Origin of the sequence: Microbacterium hominis (assembly GCF_013282805.1) — a bacterium.
Lineage (GTDB): Bacteria > Actinomycetota > Actinomycetes > Actinomycetales > Microbacteriaceae > Microbacterium > Microbacterium hominis_B.
The window spans coordinates 3587361-3606055 of sequence record NZ_CP054038.1 but is presented as its reverse complement, the minus strand read 5'-3'; the positions used below and the strand labels follow the sequence as shown (position 1 = coordinate 3606055).

The window sequence follows — 18695 nt, the reverse complement described above, 5'->3', positions numbered from 1 at the left end:
GCGGCCTGTTCTCGGCGGATCACCTGATCTCAGCAAGCGCTGCACGCAGCGGATCACCTGATCTCGGCAGGCGCAGATCTCGGCACTCGCGGCCGGCAGTAGCCTGGAACGATGGTCAACTATCGCTATCTGGGCAACAGCGGCTTCAAGGTCTCGGAGATCACCTACGGAAACTGGGTGACCCATGGCTCGCAGGTCGGCGACGACGCGGCGCTGGCCACCGTGCATCGCGCCCTCGACCTCGGCATCACCAGCTTCGACACCGCCGACGTCTACGCCAACACGGCCGCCGAGTCGGTTCTCGGCGAGGCGCTGAAAGGTCAGCGCCGCGAGTCGCTCGAGATCTTCACGAAGGTCTACTGGCCGACCGGCCCCAAGGGCCCGAACGACACGGGCCTCAGCCGCAAGCACATCATGGACTCCATCAACGGGTCGCTCACGCGGCTCGGCACCGACTACGTGGACCTCTACCAGGCCCACCGCTACGACTACGAGACTCCGCTCGAGGAGACGATGCAGGCGTTCGCCGACATCGTGCGCCAGGGCAAGGCGCTCTACATCGGCGTCTCGGAGTGGACCGCCGAGCAGCTGCGCGAGGGTCACGCACTCGCGAAGGAGCTGAAGTTCCAGCTCGTGTCGAACCAGCCGCAGTACTCCGCGCTGTGGCGTGTCATCGAGGGCAAGGTCGTGCCGACCTCCGAGGCTCTCGGCATCTCGCAGATCGTCTGGTCGCCGATGGCGCAGGGCGTGCTGACCGGCAAGTACCTGCCCGGTCAGCCCGTTCCCGCGGGATCGCGCGCGACCGACGAGAAGGGCGGCGACCGCTTCATCCGCGACTTCCTTCGCGAGGAGGTGCTGACCGCGGTGCAGAAGCTGAAGCCCGTCGCCGACGAGGCGGGCCTGACGATGCCGCAGCTCGCGCTCGCGTGGGTGCTGCAGAACAAGAACGTGGCCGCCGCGCTGGTGGGCGCCTCGCGCCCGGAGCAGCTCGACGACACGGTGAAGGCCTCGGGCGTCGTGCTCGACGCCGACACGATGGCCGCGATCGACGAGGCGCTCACCCCCGTCGCGGTCACCGACCCGGAGCAGACCTACTCGGTCTCGCCCGCGACCCGCGTGGGCTGACACTCGCGCATGCCCGTCACCAGCGCCGGCATCCTTCTGCACCGACTCACCGCCGATGGCGGCGTCGAGGTGCTCCTCGCCCATATGGGCGGGCCCTTCTGGGCCGCGAAGGATGCCGGCGCCTGGTCGATCCCGAAGGGGGAGTTCGTCGACGGCGAGGAGGCGGCGCTGGATGCCGCGCGTCGCGAGTTCCAGGAGGAGTTCGGCATCGCCCCGCCGGAGGGACCCTACGCGGAGCTCGGCACGTTTCCCTACGCCTCGGGCAAGCGCGTCACCGTGTTCGTCGCCGATGGCACCGGACTCTCCCTCGACCGGATGCGGTTCGGCGAGTTCGAGATGGAGTGGCCGCCGCGTTCGGGCAGGACGGCCTCGTTCCCCGAAGTCGACCGCGCCGAGTGGACGGGTGTGGATGCCGCGCGCGCACGCCTCGTGAAGGGGCAGCGCCCGGCACTCGACGCGCTGCTCGAGGGCCTCGACGCCGCGGGGGCATAGGACAAGTCCTGGGCATTCACCCACCGGTCGTCCAGGTGGCGACCCTATTTTGGCCCGATGTCTTATTCCGCCCACAGGCCTGGACGGTTCGGTTCCGAGGGTCGCATCGAGTTCGACGCGGACGCCCCGCAGCCCGAGGACCTGTACCTCGACGACGTGCGTGCCGCGCAGGCCGAGTCCGCTTCGGGCGGAGGCGAGGGCGGAGGCGAGGGGCCGGAGGATCCGTATCCGTCGACCGACGACCTCCTCGCCGAGGCCATCGCGATGAACTCGACCCAGCCCGTCGTCGTGCCGGATCCGGCCGGCGCGACGGAGCCTGAGGACGGCGCCGACCCGGAGGCCCCGGGGGCCCCGGCGGCCACGGCGGCCCCGGCGGCGGAGGCGCAGCGCGACCCGCAGCCGCAGCCCGCGGCCGAGGTGCAGCCGGAGCCCGAGCCCGCGCCCGCACCGGAGCCCGAGCCCGAGCCCGAGCCCGCGGTCCCGTCGCGTGGCGCGCGGCGGCCACGTCGCGCACGCGGCTCGGCGACGCGGCGGCTGGCGATCCTCGGCGGCGCCGAGGGGTCGGTGCTCGACGAGGTGCCGACCGAGACGCCGCGCTTCGTGCAGATGTTCTTCGTGCTGGCGGGGACCGCACTGGTCTCGGGCATCTCGATGATGTTCGCGCTGACGACCAGCGTGCAGGCGGCGGTCTGGTTCGCGGTGCCCCTGGCCATCGTGTGGGCGCTCATCATCTTCAACCTCGATCGCTTCCTCACCTCGACGATGCGCTCGACCCGCAACATCTGGCGGCTCATCGGGCTCGCGATCCCGCGCGTGATCATGGCGGCGATCATCGGCATCGTCGTGGCCGAGCCCCTGGTGCTGCAGGTGTTCCACAACGACATCGCGCGCGAGGTGACGACGACCAACCTCACCCAGGCGCAGTCCGACCAGGATGCCGTCACCTCCGGGCCCGAGAAGCTCGCCATGGATGCCGCGAGCGAGCGCGTTGCGGCGCTCGAGAGCCAGGCCGCCAGCGGAGTGGTCGCCGGTGCCGACACCACGTCGGGGGCGACGGCGTCGGCGCAGCAGACGGTCGACGACCTCACGGCGAAGCTCGCCGAACAGCAGGTCGTGATCGATCAGGCGCGTGCGCTGTATCAGTGCGAGCTCACCGGCGCGGGCGCCGACAGCGCCACCGGCTGCTCCGGCGTCGCCGGCGAGGGAGCGAGCTCCGAGGCCGCCGAGGATCAGCTCGCCGCCGCGCAGTCTGCGTACGACACGCTCGCCGCCGAACTGAGCGGCGCACAAGCCGACCTCGCGGCCGCGCAGGCGGAGGGCACCGCCGCGGCCGGCGCCGCGGAGGCGCAGAACAAGCAGCAGGCCGCGGACGAACTCCCCGCCGCCCGCGCGCAGTACGAGGCCGCCCTTGCCGCCTACAACGACCGTGCCGCCGAGGTGGCCGGGGGCAACGCCGACGCCGTCGGGCTCCTCAGCCAGATCGGCGCGCTGGAGCGGCTCTCGGAGCGGGAGCCGACCCTGGCGTGGGCGCACTGGCTCATCGCGGCGCTGTTCTTCATGATCGAGCTGCTGCCGGTGCTGGTGAAGGTGCTCACCAGCTACGGCGATCCGACGCTGTACGAGAAGGCGGATGCGCTGCGTCGGCAGGTGGCCCTCGACCGGGTCACCGCCCGCAGCTGGCGCGAGCGCGCCGAGGTGATGGACGGCACCACGGCCTGAGGTGCAAGCCCCTTGCCGGTGTCGGAGGGGCGGGCCAGACTGAGCCCGATTGCTGACCGCCCGTCTCGGAAGGAGCCATCATGGCCCACGGCGACATCACGCACATCGACATCCCCGTCACCGACATGGAGAACGCGAAGGCGTTCTACTCCACCCTGTTCGGCTGGCAGATCGCCGAGGTCCCCGGCTACGAGGGGTATCCCATGTGGCAGGCGCCGAACAAGATCTCCGGGGGCGGCCTCGCCCCGCGCAGCGACGGCTTCACCCAGCCGCGTTCGTACGTCGAGGTCGACTCGATCGACGACACCGTCGCGGCCGCCGTCGAGGCGGGCGGGACCGTCGCCATGGAGAAGGCTCCGATCAGCCCGACGAGCTGGTGGGCGGTCATCGTCGATCCCGACGGCAACCACGTCGGTCTCTACGAGGGGTCGGAGCCCGGCGACGGGTCGTAGCGGGTCTGCTCCCACTCGACCACCAGCTGCGGCATCCGATCCGCCAGGAAGCGGAGGAAGTCGGCGCTCGTGCGGGCGCGTGTCGCCGATGTGGGTGCGTCGCCGTTGTCGTCGGCGATCTGCTCCATGAGCTCGCCGAGGCGCGCGTACATCGGCGCGTTCGAGGTGATGACCCCACCCCAGGCATCATCGGCGAGGTCGTAGCGGTCGCGGCGGTCGCCGGGGCGGGAGAGACGCTGCACCAGGCGCAGCGTCTGCAGGTAGCGCACCGCGCCGGAAACGGCCGCGGGCGAGACGCCGAGGCGCTCGCCGATCTCGGCGGCCGTGTAGCCCTCGTCGGGCGAGCCGACGAGGGCCATCATCACGCGGGCCGGCATGCGCGGCATCCCCGCGGCTGCCAGCATCGCGGCCGCCTGCTCGGCCGCTTCGGCACCGGGATGACGGGCGCCGGGATGCGCCGTGTCACCGTCATCACGGGGCTGTCCGTCCCCGCTGTCACGCGTGTCGTCGTCCATCGTGCCCCCGCCCGCGGTCACCCGGCCGTCGCCAGTTCGCGCCGTCGCATGAGGGCGAGCGCCCCGGCCGCCCCCGCCGCGACCACCGCCAGCAGCCACCACAGCCCCTGCAGGTCGACGTCATCGCCGACCACGAGCGGGGTGACGGTGATGGGGGAGAGGTTAGCGAGCCACTCGGGGAACCCGAAGATGGGTCCGAAGAGGCCGAGCACCATTCCGACGATCACGAGCGTCCAGCCGAGCGGGATCGTCAGCCGGGGCGCGATGACGAAGATCACGGCGGTGAGCACGAGGAAGACCGCGGCCGCGACCGCCTGTCCGGCGCCGGTGACCCATACGGTGAACAGCAGATCGCCGTCGCCGCCCTGGGTCGCGATGCCGAGCGCGGATCCCAGGATGGCCGCGACGATCACGGCGACGACGCCGATGGCGGCGACCACCATGAACCCCGCAAGCCACTGCACGCGGTTCACGACGGTGGCCAGCACCGGCTCGGCGGTGCCGTGCGCCTCCTCCTGGCGTGCGTGGCAGACGATCTGCACCGCGCTGCACGCGGCGAGGATGCCGAGCATCGTGAAGAAGGTCGTGATCGTCGCCTGGGTGAGATCGCCCCCGCCGGAGATCGCCTGCAGGATCTCGGCGATCGATTCGCTCTGCGAGCCGAGTTCTCCGACGACGTCGGCGACGGTCGTGGCGAGGATCCCGACCACCAGCCCGCCCACGGCCCAGCCCGCGATGCTGCCCCGCGTGAGGCGCCACGCGAGCCCCACCGGCGACGACAGCCCGCGTGCCGCGTCGGCGCGGCCGCGGCGCTCGGCGATGAAGCTGCCCCCGAGGTCGCGAGCCGCCGACAGTGCCATCGACGCCGTGATGAGCACCACGGACAGCGCCGCGCACAGGGCCAGCGGCCACCACGCGTTCTCGTCGAAGGCCCGGGTGTTCTCGGCCCAGCCGAACGGCGACAGCCAGGCGAGCCAGGAGCTCTCCATGCGGGTGAGATCGTCGCTCGGGGTGCCGATGGCGTTGCCGAAGCCGCACACGAGGAAGGCGATCAGCAGCGTCCACACGGCCGCGGCGTTCGCCCCCCGCGAGGTGCGCATCAGCTGCGCGGTGAGCAGCCCCACGCCGAGGAAGACGATGCCGACCATGCCCGCTGCCGTTCCGGCGATCAGCGAACCTTCGACGGCGCTGCCGGTGAGCAGGAACGCCTCCGTGACGAACGCCGCCAGGACCACGTTCGCGAGCAGACCGTGGATCGTCGTCGCGATCAGCGGCGCGGTGCGCCCGGCGGGCGTGGCGGAGATGAGCTCCGCGCGCCCCGGCTCCTCTTCGCCGCGCGTGTGCCGCACCGCGAGGAACGTGCTCATGAAGGCGGCGAGCATCGCGACGAACGGCATGATCAGGAAGATCATCACCTGGCTCTGCTCGGTGCCCGACGGCAGTCCGCGGAAGAGCAGGATCACCGGGTTCGCCAGCGCGGTGGCGATGAGCACGGTGCGGTCCTGCGCGGAGCCGAATGACTGGACGACCCCGGTGTACGAGAGGTAGGCGAGCAGGCCGGTGCCCACCGTCCACATCAGCAGCTGCCGGCCGTCGCGGCGCAGCCGCTGCACCAGCAGCGTGCCGACGAGGTTCATCGTCCCTGGCCCTCGAGCGCGGCGAAGTCGTCGCCGTAGTGGCGCAGGAACAGCTCCTCGAGCGAGGGCGGCGCGACCCGCAGCCCCGCCACGCCGAGCCGGCCGAGGTCGGGGAGGAGCCCCGCGATCTGGTCGCTGTCGACCGTGAACCGCACGCGGCCCTCTTCGACGATCGCGTCGTGGGCGCCGGGAAGGGTGGCCGCGACGGCGGCATCGGCGCCTTCGAACGACACCTCGGTGCGGGTCAGGTGGCGAAGCTCGGCGAGCGTGCCCGATTCGACGATCGACCCGGCGCGCACGATCGAGACGCGATCGCACACCTGCTCGACCTCGGAGAGGATGTGACTCGACAGCAGCACGGTGGCGCCCGCCTCCTTCACGCGGGTCAGCTCGCGCCGGAACATGACCTCCATCAGGGGGTCGAGGCCGCTCGTGGGCTCGTCGAGGATGTACAGCTCGGCGGGCACGGCGAACGCGGCGATCACGGCGACCTTCTGCCGATTCCCCTTCGAGTACGCGCGGCCCTTCTTGCGCGGATCGAACTGGAACGCCTCGATGAGGCGCTCCTTCTCGCTGCGGTAGCCCGGATCGTGCGCCCCGGCACCGCGCAGCCGGGCGAGCAGGTCGATCGCCTCGCCGCCGGAGATGTTCGGCCACAGGCTCACGTCGCCGGGCACGTAGGCGACGCGTCGATGGATGTCGACGGCATCCCGCCACGGATGCAGGCCGAAGACGGATGCCTCGCCCGAGGTCGCGCGAGCGAGGCCGAGCAGCACGCGGATCGTGGTCGACTTGCCTGCCCCGTTGGGGCCGAGGAAGCCGTGGATCTCACCGGAGGCGACGGTGAGGTCGAGCCCGTCGAGGGCGTGGACGCGGCCGTAGTGCTTGTGGAGGCCGCTCGTGCGGATGACATCGGTCATGCGCGCGAGCGTACGCCTGTTTCAGGAATTTGTGAATACTTTGTTGCGTTGCCGGCTTCGAGTCAGCGTCGCCCGGGGATCTTCGCGATCACCGGACCGAGCGCACCGCGCAGGAGCCCCGCGAGCCCGAACGGCACGAAGAACGCGAACAGCACGAGCACCAGGCCATAGGCCGCGCCCGTCGCTGCCGGGCTGATCGCCGACGTGAGCTGAGGCACGTACTGGATGAACAGCGCGCCGAGCACGGCACCGGGCACCGTGGCCAGCCCGCCGACCACGATCAGCGTCACGAACGAGATCGACAGCAGCAGACCGAAGTTCTCGGGACCCATGAACTCGAGCAGCAGCGCGTACAGTCCGCCGGCGACGCCCGCGTAGACGGCGGATGCCGCGAATAGGCGCGTCTTGGTCTGGGCGATGTCGACCCCGAGCGTCTGCGCGACGAGTTCGGCGTCGCGCACCGCCACGAAGGAGCGCCCCAGGCGCCCGCGCGCGAGACGGCGGGTGACGACGTAGGCGAGGGCGGCGATCACCAGCGCCAGGTAGTACACCCACTGGTCGTGGGCCAGCGGCACGAACGGCGGTGGATCGCCGTCGATCGCGATGCCGCGGCTGCCGTGCGTGAGCGGTTCGAGCAGACGGATGACGGCGGGCGTCGCCATTGCGAGCGCCAGCGTCACCAGGCCGAGCTGCAGACCGTGCAGGCGGAGGGCGGGAAGGCCGACGAGATAGCCGACGACGAACGGGAGGGCGCCGGCGACGACGAGCGAGGGGAGCTGGCCGAGTCCCGCCTCGCCGCCGACCGCGACCGTATACGCGCCGATGGCGAAGAAGGCGGAGTGACCGAGCGAGACCTGCCCGCCGAAGCCGACCAGCAGGTTGAGGCCGAGGCCCACGATCGTCCAGATCATCACGAGGGTGAGGGAGAGGTTGATGTAGCTCGGGTTGACCAGCGGCACGATCGCGAGCGCGACCGCGCCGAGTACGAACAGCATCACGCGCAGCCAGCGCGGGGGCGCGAGCGGCGGGCGGGGGGTGCGCAGCCATTCGACGATCGAGGTGCGCGGCGGCCGGCCGACGCGGGGCAGGGTCTGGGTCGCCAGCGTCATACCCGCACCAGCTCCTTTCGTCCGAACAGGCCCTGGGGGCGCAGGAGCAGCACGCCGACGATGATGACGAGGGCGAAGATCTGCTTGAGCTCGCCGCCCACGCCCGGCAGATAGCTGCCGGCGAGGTTCTCGATCACTCCGACGATCACGCCGCCGACGAGGGCGCCGACGGGGGAGTCCAGTCCGCCGAGCGTCGCGGCCGCGAACGCGTAGATGAGCACCGGCGCCATCATGCCGGGGTGGAGGAACAGCTCCGGGGCGATGAGGGTGCCAGCGACGGCCCCGATCGCGCCGGACAGCGCCCAGCCGAGCGACATCATCCGGCCCGTGGAGACACCGGACAGCTCCGCCGACTCCGGAGCCGAGACCGCGGCCCGCATGCGCAGCCCGGTGCGCGTGAAGCGGAACAGCACCGCCAGCAGCAGGGCGACCCCGAGCACCGCGAACACGATCCCGATGTCCTGCCGCGAGACCGCCGTTCCGGCCAGATCGACGGCGCCCGTGCCGAACAGGGCGGGCACCTCCTTGGTCTGGTAGGTCCAGATCCAGCCGATCAGGGCGTTGATGGCGATCATGAGCCCGAGGCTCACGATGATGAGCGGCAGGTGCTGGTGCCGGCGCACGAGGGGGCGGAACAGCACCCGTTCAAGGCCCACGCACAGCAGGGCGAGCACGGCCATCGACGCGGCCATCGCGGACCAGATCGGGAGTCCCCAGCCGGTGAACTGCCACGAGACGTAGGCGCCGAGCAGGGCGAGCTCGCCCTGTGCGAAGTTGAGCGTCCGCGACGCCCGGTAGACCAGAACGATCGCGAGGGCCAGCGCCCCGTAGATGGCGCCGGTCGCGATGCCGTCGGCGAGTTGCTGCAGGATCACCCGCGGTCCTTCCTCTCGGTCATGCGCCCAGGTACGCGCGGCGCACGTCGGCGTCGTCGCGCAGGGCGGCGGCGGTGCCGCGGGTGACGATGCGGCCGTTCTCGAGCACCAGGGCCTCGTCGGCGATGTCGAGCGCGAGGCGCGCGTTCTGCTCGACGATGAGCAGTGCCGTCCCCCGGTCGCGCGCGAGCTCGTCGACCGCGGCGAACACCTCCGCGGTCACCAGCGGAGCCAGGCCCAGCGACGGCTCGTCGAGCAGCACGATGCGCGGACGGGCCATGAATGCGCGGGCGATCGCGAGCAGCTGCTGCTCGCCGCCGCTGAGCCCGGAGGCGGGCCGGGCGGCGCGCTCGCCGAGCCGGGGGAAGCGCTCCATCCAGAAGTCGACATCTCCGGCGACCTCCCGCGGCGGCCGGGTGATGCCCCCGAGCAGCAGGTTCTCGCGCACGGTGAGGTCGGGGACCGTCCCGCGCCCCTGGGGCACGTGGGCGACGCCGCGCCGGGCGATGCGGTGGGTGGCGAGTCCTCGGATCTCGGCCCCGGCGACGTGGATGCTTCCCACCGCCGTGCAGAGCCCCGTGAGCGCGCGCAGGGTGGTGGTCTTGCCGGCGCCGTTCGCACCGAGGATCACGAGGCGCCCGCCCTCGGGCACCTCGAATGCGACGTCGTGGAGCACGGGTACGGCACCGTAGCCGGCGTGGGCGAGGTCGACGGTGAGCAGGCTCATGCGGCCGCCCCCAGATAGGCGGCGACGACCTCGGGGTCGCGGGCGACGTCGGCGGGCTTGCCCGAGGCGATGAGTCGGCCGAAGTTGAGCACGACGACGCGATCGCACGTCGACATCACGAGACCCATGTGGTGCTCGACGAGCAGGATCGCGGTGCCGCGCTCCCGGGCGAGGCCGCGCAGGGTGGTGCCGAGCTCGGCGACCTCGCTGTGGATGAGGCCGTTCGCCGGCTCATCCACGAGCAGCAGCCGCGGCGAGGCCAGCAGCGCCCGCGCGAGCTCGACGCGCTTGAGAGTGCCGAAGGGCAGGGTGCCGGCGATGCGATGGGCGACGTCGCCGAGATCGAGGGCCTCCAGCAGCTCGGCGGCGTCGTGGCGGATCGCCGCCTCGGTGCGGGCGATTCCCGGCACTGCGAGGGCGCTCGCCCAATAGCCGCCGCGAGTGGTGTGGTGCGCGCCGGCGAGCACGTTCTCGAGCACCGACTGGGTGGAGAAGAGCCCGAGGTTCTGGAAGGTGCGGCCCACCCCCAGGCCGGCGACGCGGTGGCGCGGCATCCCGATCACCTCGGCGCCGCCCACGCGGATCGATCCGGACTGCGGGCGGTAGAGGCCGCTGACGCAGTTGAACAGGCTCGTCTTGCCGGCGCCGTTCGGTCCGATGAGGCCGACGATCTCGCCGTCGTCGACGGTGAACGACGGCCCGTCGAGGGCCTGCAGGCCGCCGAAGGCGAGACGCACCTCGGCGACCTGCAGGAGGGGGGCGGTCATGCGTTCAGCCGCCCACCGTGTAGGTCTTCTCCTGGAGATCCCAGTTCTCCCCGTTGAAGACCTGAACCCCGATCTCGCTCCACACGTAGGGGTAGTCGGGGCTGGTCGTGACCGGCACCGGTGCGAGGTCGAGCTCGAGCCCGTCGAACGAGGTGGCCGCCTCCAGCAGCGCTTCGCGTGTGCAGCCCTCCATCGCCATCAGCGCCGCCTCGAGCAGCTGCGCGGTCTGGTAGCCGGCCGCGGCGGGCGCGGAGAGGGCGTTGATCGTGTCGGAGTGGGCGGCGGCGAACTCCGCCCACGCGTCGTACCCGGCATCTCCCGCCAGCGACGGGTCGGTGATGTCCTTCGTGTAGGCGATGGAGACGACGCCGTCGGCGGCGCCCTCGCCGGCGGGCTTCAGGAAGAACGTCGCGTCGGCGGCGGGCGCGTTGATCACCGTGGTGGCGTCCCAGCCGAGCTCGAGCTTCTTCTTCAAGGACTGCGTGGCGAACGCGCCCACCGCCCAGTCGAGGAACACGTCGGCGTCGGAGGCGGCGAGGTTGGTCACCTGGCTGTCGACCGTCGCCGAGGTCAGCTCGTAGGACTCCGCTGCCACGATCTCCACGTCGGTGCCCTCGAACGCCGCCTCGAACCCGGCGCGGATGCTCTCGCCGAAGTCGTCGTTCTGGTACAGGATCGCGGCCTTCGCGCCCGGATGCTCCGCGACGATGTACTCCGCGAGGGCCTGCACCTCGAAGCCGTACTGGGGCATGAAGCCCGTGGTCCAGGGGTCCTCCTCGTGCAGCGCGAGGATCGCGTCGGTGCCGGTGCCGACGAACAGGTTCGGCACGCCCTGCTCTTCGACGTACGACGCGGCGCCGATGGCGGCACCGGTGCCGAGCACGCCGGCGAGGGCGAAGACGCCGTCCTGCTCGACGAGCTGGCGCAGGTTCACGGTGGTCTTTGCCGGGTCGTAGCCGTCGTCGATCACGGTGACCTCGACGTCGCGGGTCGTGCCGTCGGCGAACTCGAGTCCGCCGGCGGCGTTGATGTCGTCGAAGTAGAGCTCGATCGCCTGGCCGATCGCGCCGTACGCGGCGGCGGGGCCGGAGAGCGGGATGCTGTTGCCGATCAGCACCTCGGTGTCGGTGAAGCCGGGGCTGCACTCCTCGGTCGTGTCCGCTTCGGGTGCGGCCGCCTCGTCGCCGCGTCCGGCGCAGCCGGCGAGCACCAGGGCGGATGCCGCGGCGAAGGCGGTGAGGGCGGCGATGCGCCCCCGGGTCGTGCGTGCTGTGTGGTGCATGTGTTCCTCCGTGAACAGATGTGGTGCGGGGCAGGGGTCAGGGTGAGGGGTCGCCGTCGGCGTCCCGCTCGAGCACGAAGTAGAAGTCGCGTCCGGCGTCGGCGGTGCCCTTGCCGCCCATGACTCCGAAGACCGCGTCTTCGGAGAGTCGGGTGAAGCTGTCGATGATCGGCAGGGCGTCGTAGACCATCGCGGCGGTGAGGACGCCGTCGCGCTCGACGCGCCACAGCGATGCGCCGCCGCGGGAGAACGATTCGTCGGCGACGAGGTCGCCGTCGCGGGTGCGCACGATGATCGGGTCGACGTCGTCGTCGGTGTGGAAGTGCTTGCCGTACCACCCCGATCGCTCGAGCATGCGCTCGGCGCGGTGCCCGCGCGTGACCGCCCAGCCCCGCCAGCGTCCCCGCAGCTGCGCCGGCTCGACCGGCGGCAGCGTGCGCCAGAGCCTCGCGAGGTCGTCGTCGCCGAAGCGGCGCTCGCGCAGCTGGTCGAGCAGAGCGAGAGGGGATGCCGCGCCCGGCGCCTCCTCACCCCCGTCGGGGGTCAGCAGCACGGCCTTGACGGTGCGCCCGGCCCGCGTGTCGTCGATCGCCTGCCCGATCGCATCGAGCGGGTAGACGGTGACGATCTTCTCGACGGGCAGTGCGCCGGCCCGCCAGAGATCGACCAGGCGGGGGATGTCGCGCTCGACGACCGCGTCGCCCTCGATCACGCCGCGGATGGTGCGCCCCCACAGAAGTCGCCCCTGCGGGACCGAGATGCGATTGCTGCCCGGGCGAAGCGCGACCGTGGCGATCGTGCCGTGCGGTGCGAGCGCGGCGATCGCGGCGTCGGTGGACTCCTGCGTTCCGACGGTGTCGAGCACATGCCGCACCGCGCCGACGGTCGCGATGGTCTCCGCGACCAGCTCCGGGGGGATCGCGACGGTCGCCCCGACGTCGAGGGCGAGCCGGCGGCGGGCGGGCAGCGGGTCGACCGCGATGATGTCGCGGCATCCACTCGCCTTCGCGGCCATCACCGCGGACAGCCCCACAGCCCCCGATCCGAGGACGAGGATGCCGCTGCCCGGCGCGGGCGCGAGAACGTTGAGCACCGTGCCCGCGCCGGTGAGCACGCCGCACCCGAGGGGTGCGGCGACCACGGCAGGCACATCGCCGGCGACGGGCACGGTGTTCGACTCGTGCGCGATCACGCGGGTGGCCCACGACGACTGCCGCATGAAGGCGGTGCTCACCGGCTCGCCCGTCGCGGCCACGACGATCGCGTCGGACTCGGGCCGGTGGTTGAGAGCGGCGAACCGCTCGCAGTAGGCCGGGTGTCCCTCGCGGCAGGTCGTGCATGCGCCGCACGAGGCGAAGCTGAGCACGACCCGATCGCCCGGTCGCACCCGGCTCACTCCCTCGCCGACGGCCTCCACGATGCCGCTGCCCTCGTGGCCGAAGACCGCCGGGAAGGGGTAGCCGACGCCGCCGTCGATCGCGACGAGGTCGGTGTGGCAGACCCCCGTGGCGAGCACCCGCACGAGCACCTCTCCGGCCCGCGGGGCCGCGACGGACACGCGTTCGAGCAGGGGGGAACTGCCGCGATCGCGCACGATCGCGGCGACGTCGGCGTTCATATCAGGCGGTCGTCAGTGCGCGATCCGCGGCGCGCAGCCTGACCTTGTCGACCTTGCCTCCGGCGTTGCGCACGACCGCCTCGACCGTCACCAGGGCCTTCGGCTGCTTGTAGCGGGCGAGCTTGTCGGCGGCCCAGGCCTGCAGCTCCTCGAGATCGAGTTCCTGCCCCGGGGTCACGACGACCGCGGCGACCGGGATCTCGCCCCAGCGCTCGTCCTCGCGGCCGTAGATCGCCACGTCGAGGATCTTCGGGTGGGCGAACAGCACGTTCTCGACCTCGGCGCAGTAGACGTTCTCGCCGCCCGAGATGATCATGTCCTTCTTGCGGTCGACGACCCACACGAACCCCTCGGCGTCCTGACGCACGAGGTCGCCGGAGTGGAACCACCCGCCCTCGAACGCCTCCGCGGTCTCCACGGGCTTGCGCCAGTAGCCCTGCATGAGGGTGGGGCCGCGGTAGAGGATCTCGCCCACCTCGCCGGGTGCCACATCTTCGCCGTCTTCGTTGACGACGCGGTACTGGATCGTCGGGATGGGCCTTCCGACCGAGCCGATCTTGCGATGGGAGTCCTCGCCCTTGAGCACACAGGTGATGGGGGAGAGCTCGGTCTGGCCGAAGACGGCCACGATCGTCGCTTCGGGGAAGGTGTCGGCCATCGTGCGCAGCAGCGTCTCCGACGCGGGGGCCGCTCCCCAGCTCGCGATGCGGATCTTCAAGTCGCGGTCCGGGATGCTCGGGTCGGCGCAGATGGCCTGCCACTGCTGGGGGACGTTGAAGACGATCGTCGCGCCCGAGCGCTCCCACGCGTCGAGCAGCTCGGACGGGTTGAACGCCCCGAGGGGGTGGATCACGGTGGGGATGCCGAGGATGAAGTTCGGCGCGATGGAGCCCATCCCGGCGATGTGGAACAGCGGGGCGGTGAGGAAGGCGATGTCGCTCTCATCGGTCACGTCGTTCGCGCGGATGCAGGTGATCGACTGCGAGAACATGTTGATGTGATCGAGCACGGCGCCCTTGGGGCGGCCGGTGGTGCCCGAGGTGTAGACGATGAGCGCGGGCGTGTCCTCGGGCACGTCGGGGGCGTCGAGTCCTTGGGGCCCCTCGGCCACGAGCGATTCGAAGGACTCCTGTCCTTCGCCGGCCTCGCCGATGACGATGACGGTCGTGATGCGGTCGGTGATCTGGGCGACGGCGCCGACGAGCGGGGCCAGCGGAGCCTCGACCACGATGACGCTCGCGTCGGCGTCGTCGACGATGTAGGCGATCTCGGGCGGCGTGAGCCGGAAGTTGATGGGCACGGCCATCGCGCCGATGCGGTTGATGCCGAAGATCGCCTCGACGACCTCGGGGCGGTTGAGCGTGAGCAGCAGCACCCGGTCGCCGAAGCCCACGCCGTGGCGCTGGAGTGCCGCGGCGAAGCTGTCCATGCGGCGGTTGACGGCGCCCCAGGTCCACACCTTGCCGACGAACGTGAAGGCCGTCGCATCGGGCTTCATCGCGGCGTGGCCGGCAACCTGGTTCATCCAGTGGTTGCGGCGGGCGGCGCTCGGGATCACGCGCTGCACTTCGGTCATGACTTCCTCGCAAACATCCTTGTCGGGGGGATCGCCGCTGCGGTGCGGCGAGTGGATACGAGTATGCCATCGCCGGTGATGGTTGTCACGATATTTGTTAACAGCGATTCACGACGTAAGTTAACCGTGCATCACGTCATGCCTGCTGCGGAGCGGTCGCACCGCGGGGGTTGGCGGCGTGTCGGCACCGCCGCCGCACCCCGGCGGTAGGCTCAACGTCATGTCCAGCCCGAAGGTGCAGGCCGACGCAACGGTGCGCCGCCGTCCCCGGGAGCGCAAGCGGCAGATCGAGACCGCTGCCGCCCTCGCGTTCGCCGAGCACGGCTATCACCAGGTCAGCATGCACGACGTCGCCCAGGCCGTCGGCATCTCCGCGCCCGCGCTGTACCGGCACTTCCCCAACAAGTACGCGCTGTTCGCGCAGACCGTGTTCGACCTCGCCCACCGGCTGGTGGAGTCGACGACGGATGCTGCGGCCATGCCGATCGACGACGCCGCGCAGGCGCGCACCGCCCTCGACATGCACCTGAACGCGCTCATCTCGACGACGATCGAGATGCGCGCCACGGGTGGGGTGTACCGGTGGGAGGGCCGCTATCTGGAGCAGGCGGACCGTGATCGCCTGACGGGCGAGTTCCGCACGCTTCGCGAGCGCATGCTTCCCGCGCTGCACGTCTACCGTCCGGGCATGACCGACGACGACGCCGTCGTGCAGGTGCTCGCGGCGTTGGCATCCATCGCGAGCATCACGACCCACCGCACCGTGATCGCCTCGAAGCAGCTGCGGGCGCTGCTGGGCGACGCCGCCTGGCGGCTGCTCGACGTCGAGCTTCCCGCCGACGACCCCGACCTGCCCCGCGAGCGCGCGGAGCCGCACGAGGCGACCACGCGCCGCGAGCGGCTGATCGTGGAGGCGATCGCGCAGTTCTTCGCGCGGGGCTACCACGAGGTCACGATCGAGGACATCGCCGGTGCGGTCGACCTCACTCCGTCGGGTGTCTACCGCCATTTCGAGAGCAAGTCGGCCATCCTGCTCGAGGCATGCGTGCGGGCCTCGGGGCAGCTGGAGGCGGCGCGCATCGATGCGCTCGCGGTGACCGGATCGCCGATCGTGGTGCTGAGAGCGCTATGCGACGACTACGTGCGCCACAGCTTCGAGAACTACCAGCTCGTCGGCGTGTGGGCCGCCGACATCTCGGCGCTCGAGGCCGACGAGGGCAGGCGCGTGCGTGCGCTGCAGCGCGCGTACGTCGCCGAGTGGTCGGAGCTGCTGGGCCGCGCGCGGCCCGAGCTGTCGTCGCGCGATGCGCTCGTGCTGGTGCACGCCGGCTTCAACGTCGTCGCCGATGTGGCCGTGATGCTGCGCCACCGCACCAACGCCGCGGTCTCGACCCGCGTCTCCACGCTGCTGCGGGCGACCCTCGGAATCGAGTGATCGCCCGCAGCGTTCGGGGGGATGGTCGATGAGGTCTACTTCGCGCGGCCGTGCAGCATCGGCAGGAGCTTGGCGACCATGTGGTCGTCCTTCTCGCTGCGCTCGACGGTGAGCAGGTTCAGGGCCGCCTTGCCGGTCTGGTGGGCCACCGACTTCGGCGTGGAGAACTCCCGGAGTCCGTCGGCGCCGTGGATCCGACCGAACCCGCTGCCCTTCACCCCGCCGAACGGCAGGGCCGGGATGCCGGCGAACCCGAGCACCGAGTTGATCGTGACGACACCCGCCTTGAGCTGCTTCGCCGCGCGGCGGCCGGTTGCGGCATCCTTCGTGAAGACGGCCGCGCCCAGGCCGTACTCGGTCGCGTTGGCGAGCCGGACGGCTTCGTCGACGCTGCCGACGGTGTTGATGACGACGGTCGGTCCGAACGTCTCGTGGCGCACGGCGTCGGAGTCCTCCGGCACATCGAGGAGGATGACGGGCTCGACGTAGCGGTCGCCAACCGACTCGGGGCCGCCGAGCACCGCACGACCACCCTTCGCGAGGGCGTCGTCGACGTGGGCGGCGATCACCGCTGTCTGGCTCGGCAGCGTCATCGGGCCGTACGTCGGCTTCTCGCCACCCACGCGCACGCGCTGGGCGCGCTCGACGACCTTGGCGATGAGCTTCTCCGACACGACGCGGTCGACGTACACCCGCTCGACGCCCACGCAGGTCTGACCGGCGTTGCCCATCGAGCCGAACACGACGAAATCGGCCGCCGCGTCGAGATCGGCGTCGGCGGCGACGATGAGCGCATCCTTTCCGCCGCACTCGGCCACCAGGGGCGTGAGCGACTCCGCGCACAGGGCCATGACCTTCTTGGCGGTGCGGGTCGAGCCGGTGAAGGCGACCTTGTCGACGCCGGCGCGCACGAGCGCGGCGCCGGTGCCGCCGTCGCCGGTGAGGGCCTGCAGCACGGGCCGGCCGACGGCCTTGGCGAACCGGTCGGCGATCCACACCGCGGTGCCGGGGGTGAGCTCGCTCGGCTTGAACACGACGGCGTTCCCCGCGGCGAGGGCGTAGGAGATCGACCCCATCGGCGTGTAGAAGGGATAGTTCCACGGGCCGATGACGCCGACGACGCCGTACGGCTCGTAGCCGAGCGACGCCTTCTGGTTGTAGTTCATCAGACCCGCGTGCACCTTGCGGCGCTTGAGCACGTCGTGCGCGTTCTTGGCGGCCCAGTCGAGATGCGTGAGCGTGAGCATCACCTCGAGCATCGCGTCGGAGGCCGACTTGCCGGTCTCGCGTGAGATGACCTCGGCCAGAGCGGAGGCCTCGTTGGCGATCGCGCTCTTCCAGCGCAGCAGCAGGCGCTTGCGTGCGGCGAAGCCCTGGTCGGCCCACCACCCGGCCGCCTCGCGCGCGGCGGCCACGGTCGCGGCGACCGCGGCGTCGTCGGCGACCGGGTACGAATCGATGGGGGAGCCGTCGCGGGGGTCGACGGTGCTGTAGGTACGGGGGACGCCGGGGGTGCTGGGATCGGCGAGAAGGGTCATGTCGGGTCTCCTCTGCTTCGGGGGATGCTCGTCTTCGAGCGTCGTCCGGTCCGCATCGCTGCGAACTCAAGTGAATGCGGATTCACACTAGGCGGCGCGCCGCGCCAGTGCAAGGGAACTCCTGATTTTCTAATCTTCGTTAGACTCGGCGCAGACCGCGAGAGGCAGGCGATGGAGCAGACCGACACCGCGACGACGAAGTCCGCGCGCACCCGGCAGCGCATCCTCGACGCCGCCGCCGAGATCCTCAGCCGCAAGGGCTATGCCGGCACGCGCCTGACCGACGTCGCCGAGGTCGCCGGTGTGCAGGCGCCGGCGATCTACTACTACTTCGGCTCGCGCGATGACCTGGTCGAAGAGGTCATGTGGGCCGGCGCCCACCGGGTGCGCCTCCATGTCGAGGAGGCGCTGGCGGCGCTTCCAGGTGACACGCCCCCGTTCGAGCGGATCCTCGCCGCCGTCGACGCGCACCTGCGCTACGAGCTGTCGATCTCCGACTACACGACCGCATCGATCCGCAACGCCGGGCAGGTGCCCGAGCACCTGCGCGTGCGCCCCGCCGCGGAGGAGGGCGAGTACAGCCGGGTCTGGCGCGATCTGTTCCGACAGGCGCAGGAGGCCGGCGACATCCGCGCCGACCTCGACATCAACGTCTTCCGGCTGCTGCTGCTGGGCGCCATGAACTGGGCGGTGGAGTGGTGGAACCCCCGCACCCGCTCGCTCGACGACCTGGTGCGCTCCACACAGGACCTCGTGCGCCACGGCGCCGGCGCCTGATCGGCTGCCCCGGCGCCTGATCCGCTGCCCCCGGCATCCCGCTGCCCCGCGGCATCCCACTGCCCCCGGCATCCCGCTGCCCCGCGGCATCCCGCTGCCCCGCGGCATCCACCCCGCCACTCGCTTGCCGA

The 18695-nt window shown here is 71.3% G+C and carries 17 protein-coding genes; 6 read left to right on the top strand and 11 right to left on the bottom strand.

Going from position 1 to position 18695, the window contains the following annotated elements:
* The first annotated feature begins 111 nt into the window (after nt 1-111).
* The 4 genes from HQM25_RS16125 to HQM25_RS16110 all read left to right on the top strand — a co-directional run bounded on the left by HQM25_RS16125 (nt 112) and on the right by HQM25_RS16110 (nt 3788).
* On the top strand, nt 112-1125 hold the full coding sequence (locus HQM25_RS16125) for an aldo/keto reductase family protein (RefSeq protein WP_172991155.1): 1014 nt from the start codon (nt 112-114) through the stop codon (nt 1123-1125).
* Between the two features lie 9 nt (nt 1126-1134).
* Nucleotides 1135-1617: an NUDIX domain-containing protein gene (locus HQM25_RS16120; protein WP_172991154.1), complete on the top strand. Its 483-nt coding sequence runs from the start codon at nt 1135-1137 to the stop codon at nt 1615-1617.
* A gap of 57 nt (nt 1618-1674) precedes the next feature.
* The gene (locus tag HQM25_RS16115) at nt 1675-3336 is read left to right on the top strand and encodes a DUF4407 domain-containing protein (protein WP_172991153.1); all 1662 of its coding nucleotides are present in this window, start codon (nt 1675-1677) and stop codon (nt 3334-3336) included.
* Between the two features lie 80 nt (nt 3337-3416).
* The gene (locus tag HQM25_RS16110; protein WP_172991152.1) at nt 3417-3788 is read left to right on the top strand and encodes a VOC family protein; all 372 of its coding nucleotides are present in this window, start codon (nt 3417-3419) and stop codon (nt 3786-3788) included.
* On the opposite strand, the gene HQM25_RS16105 is transcribed toward HQM25_RS16110, so the two are convergent.
* The 10 genes from HQM25_RS16105 to HQM25_RS16060 form a co-directional block, all read right to left on the bottom strand.
* Nucleotides 3755-4303: a GbsR/MarR family transcriptional regulator gene (locus tag HQM25_RS16105; protein ID WP_172991151.1), complete on the bottom strand. Its 549-nt coding sequence runs from the start codon at nt 4301-4303 to the stop codon at nt 3755-3757. The two genes, HQM25_RS16110 and HQM25_RS16105, sit on opposite strands and share 34 nt — an antisense overlap.
* Nucleotides 4304-4320: 17 nt before the next feature.
* On the bottom strand, nt 4321-5940 hold the full coding sequence (locus HQM25_RS16100) for an ABC transporter permease (protein WP_172991150.1): 1620 nt from the start codon (nt 5938-5940) through the stop codon (nt 4321-4323).
* The gene (locus HQM25_RS16095; protein ID WP_172991149.1) at nt 5937-6860 is read right to left on the bottom strand and encodes an ABC transporter ATP-binding protein; all 924 of its coding nucleotides are present in this window, start codon (nt 6858-6860) and stop codon (nt 5937-5939) included. Before HQM25_RS16095 ends, HQM25_RS16100 begins: the two co-directional genes overlap by 4 nt.
* A 62-nt stretch (nt 6861-6922) precedes the next feature.
* Complete coding sequence (locus tag HQM25_RS16090; protein WP_172991148.1) at nt 6923-7969, bottom strand: branched-chain amino acid ABC transporter permease; 1047 nt, start codon at nt 7967-7969, stop codon at nt 6923-6925.
* On the bottom strand, nt 7966-8844 hold the full coding sequence (locus HQM25_RS16085) for a branched-chain amino acid ABC transporter permease (protein WP_217275160.1): 879 nt from the start codon (nt 8842-8844) through the stop codon (nt 7966-7968). Before HQM25_RS16085 ends, HQM25_RS16090 begins: the two co-directional genes overlap by 4 nt.
* Before the next feature lie 19 nt (nt 8845-8863).
* Complete coding sequence (locus tag HQM25_RS16080; RefSeq protein WP_172991147.1) at nt 8864-9571, bottom strand: ABC transporter ATP-binding protein; 708 nt, start codon at nt 9569-9571, stop codon at nt 8864-8866.
* Nucleotides 9568-10338: an ABC transporter ATP-binding protein gene (locus HQM25_RS16075; RefSeq protein ID WP_172991146.1), complete on the bottom strand. Its 771-nt coding sequence runs from the start codon at nt 10336-10338 to the stop codon at nt 9568-9570. The genes HQM25_RS16080 and HQM25_RS16075 overlap by 4 nt, the downstream gene beginning before the upstream one ends.
* A gap of 4 nt (nt 10339-10342) precedes the next feature.
* Nucleotides 10343-11620 carry an ABC transporter substrate-binding protein gene (locus HQM25_RS16070; RefSeq protein ID WP_172991145.1) on the bottom strand — a complete coding sequence of 426 codons (1278 nt, stop codon included), beginning with the start codon at nt 11618-11620 and terminating at the stop codon, nt 10343-10345.
* A gap of 37 nt (nt 11621-11657) precedes the next feature.
* The gene (locus HQM25_RS16065; RefSeq protein WP_172991144.1) at nt 11658-13238 is read right to left on the bottom strand and encodes an alcohol dehydrogenase catalytic domain-containing protein; all 1581 of its coding nucleotides are present in this window, start codon (nt 13236-13238) and stop codon (nt 11658-11660) included.
* A 1-nt stretch (nt 13239) separates the two neighbouring features.
* Nucleotides 13240-14814: a long-chain-fatty-acid--CoA ligase gene (locus HQM25_RS16060; protein ID WP_172991143.1), complete on the bottom strand. Its 1575-nt coding sequence runs from the start codon at nt 14812-14814 to the stop codon at nt 13240-13242.
* Between the two features lie 220 nt (nt 14815-15034).
* Here HQM25_RS16060 and HQM25_RS16055 point away from each other — a divergent pair, with 220 nt between their 5' ends.
* Nucleotides 15035-16249 carry a TetR/AcrR family transcriptional regulator gene (locus tag HQM25_RS16055; protein WP_172991142.1) on the top strand — a complete coding sequence of 405 codons (1215 nt, stop codon included), beginning with the start codon at nt 15035-15037 and terminating at the stop codon, nt 16247-16249.
* A gap of 35 nt (nt 16250-16284) precedes the next feature.
* Here HQM25_RS16055 and HQM25_RS16050 read toward each other — a convergent pair whose 3' ends face one another.
* Complete coding sequence (locus HQM25_RS16050) at nt 16285-17787, bottom strand: aldehyde dehydrogenase family protein (protein WP_172991141.1); 1503 nt, start codon at nt 17785-17787, stop codon at nt 16285-16287.
* Between the two features lie 171 nt (nt 17788-17958).
* Between HQM25_RS16050 and HQM25_RS16045 the strand changes: the two genes are divergently transcribed.
* Complete coding sequence (locus tag HQM25_RS16045) at nt 17959-18564, top strand: TetR/AcrR family transcriptional regulator (protein ID WP_172991140.1); 606 nt, start codon at nt 17959-17961, stop codon at nt 18562-18564.
* The last annotated feature ends 131 nt before the right edge of the window (nt 18565-18695 follow it).

Bases quoted from the DNA above. Each gene is read 5' to 3' on its own strand.
- HQM25_RS16105 (WP_172991151.1), bottom strand. From the start codon at position 4,303: ATGGACGACGACACGCGTGACAGCGGGGACGGACAGCCCCGTGATGAC.
- HQM25_RS16080 (WP_172991147.1), bottom strand. From the start codon at position 9,571: ATGAGCCTGCTCACCGTCGACCTCGCCCACGCCGGCTACGGTGCCGTA.
- HQM25_RS16115 (WP_172991153.1), top strand. From the start codon at position 1,675: ATGTCTTATTCCGCCCACAGGCCTGGACGGTTCGGTTCCGAGGGTCGC.
- HQM25_RS16070 (WP_172991145.1), bottom strand. From the start codon at position 11,620: ATGCACCACACAGCACGCACGACCCGGGGGCGCATCGCCGCCCTCACC.
- HQM25_RS16120 (WP_172991154.1), top strand. From the start codon at position 1,135: ATGCCCGTCACCAGCGCCGGCATCCTTCTGCACCGACTCACCGCCGAT.
- HQM25_RS16065 (WP_172991144.1), bottom strand. From the start codon at position 13,238: ATGAACGCCGACGTCGCCGCGATCGTGCGCGATCGCGGCAGTTCCCCC.
- HQM25_RS16075 (WP_172991146.1), bottom strand. From the start codon at position 10,338: ATGACCGCCCCCCTCCTGCAGGTCGCCGAGGTGCGTCTCGCCTTCGGC.
- HQM25_RS16100 (WP_172991150.1), bottom strand. From the start codon at position 5,940: ATGAACCTCGTCGGCACGCTGCTGGTGCAGCGGCTGCGCCGCGACGGC.
- HQM25_RS16050 (WP_172991141.1), bottom strand. From the start codon at position 17,787: ATGACCCTTCTCGCCGATCCCAGCACCCCCGGCGTCCCCCGTACCTAC.
- HQM25_RS16060 (WP_172991143.1), bottom strand. From the start codon at position 14,814: ATGACCGAAGTGCAGCGCGTGATCCCGAGCGCCGCCCGCCGCAACCAC.
- HQM25_RS16125 (WP_172991155.1), top strand. From the start codon at position 112: ATGGTCAACTATCGCTATCTGGGCAACAGCGGCTTCAAGGTCTCGGAG.
- HQM25_RS16110 (WP_172991152.1), top strand. From the start codon at position 3,417: ATGGCCCACGGCGACATCACGCACATCGACATCCCCGTCACCGACATG.
- HQM25_RS16045 (WP_172991140.1), top strand. From the start codon at position 17,959: ATGGAGCAGACCGACACCGCGACGACGAAGTCCGCGCGCACCCGGCAG.
- HQM25_RS16095 (WP_172991149.1), bottom strand. From the start codon at position 6,860: ATGACCGATGTCATCCGCACGAGCGGCCTCCACAAGCACTACGGCCGC.
- HQM25_RS16055 (WP_172991142.1), top strand. From the start codon at position 15,035: ATGTCCAGCCCGAAGGTGCAGGCCGACGCAACGGTGCGCCGCCGTCCC.
- HQM25_RS16090 (WP_172991148.1), bottom strand. From the start codon at position 7,969: ATGACGCTGGCGACCCAGACCCTGCCCCGCGTCGGCCGGCCGCCGCGC.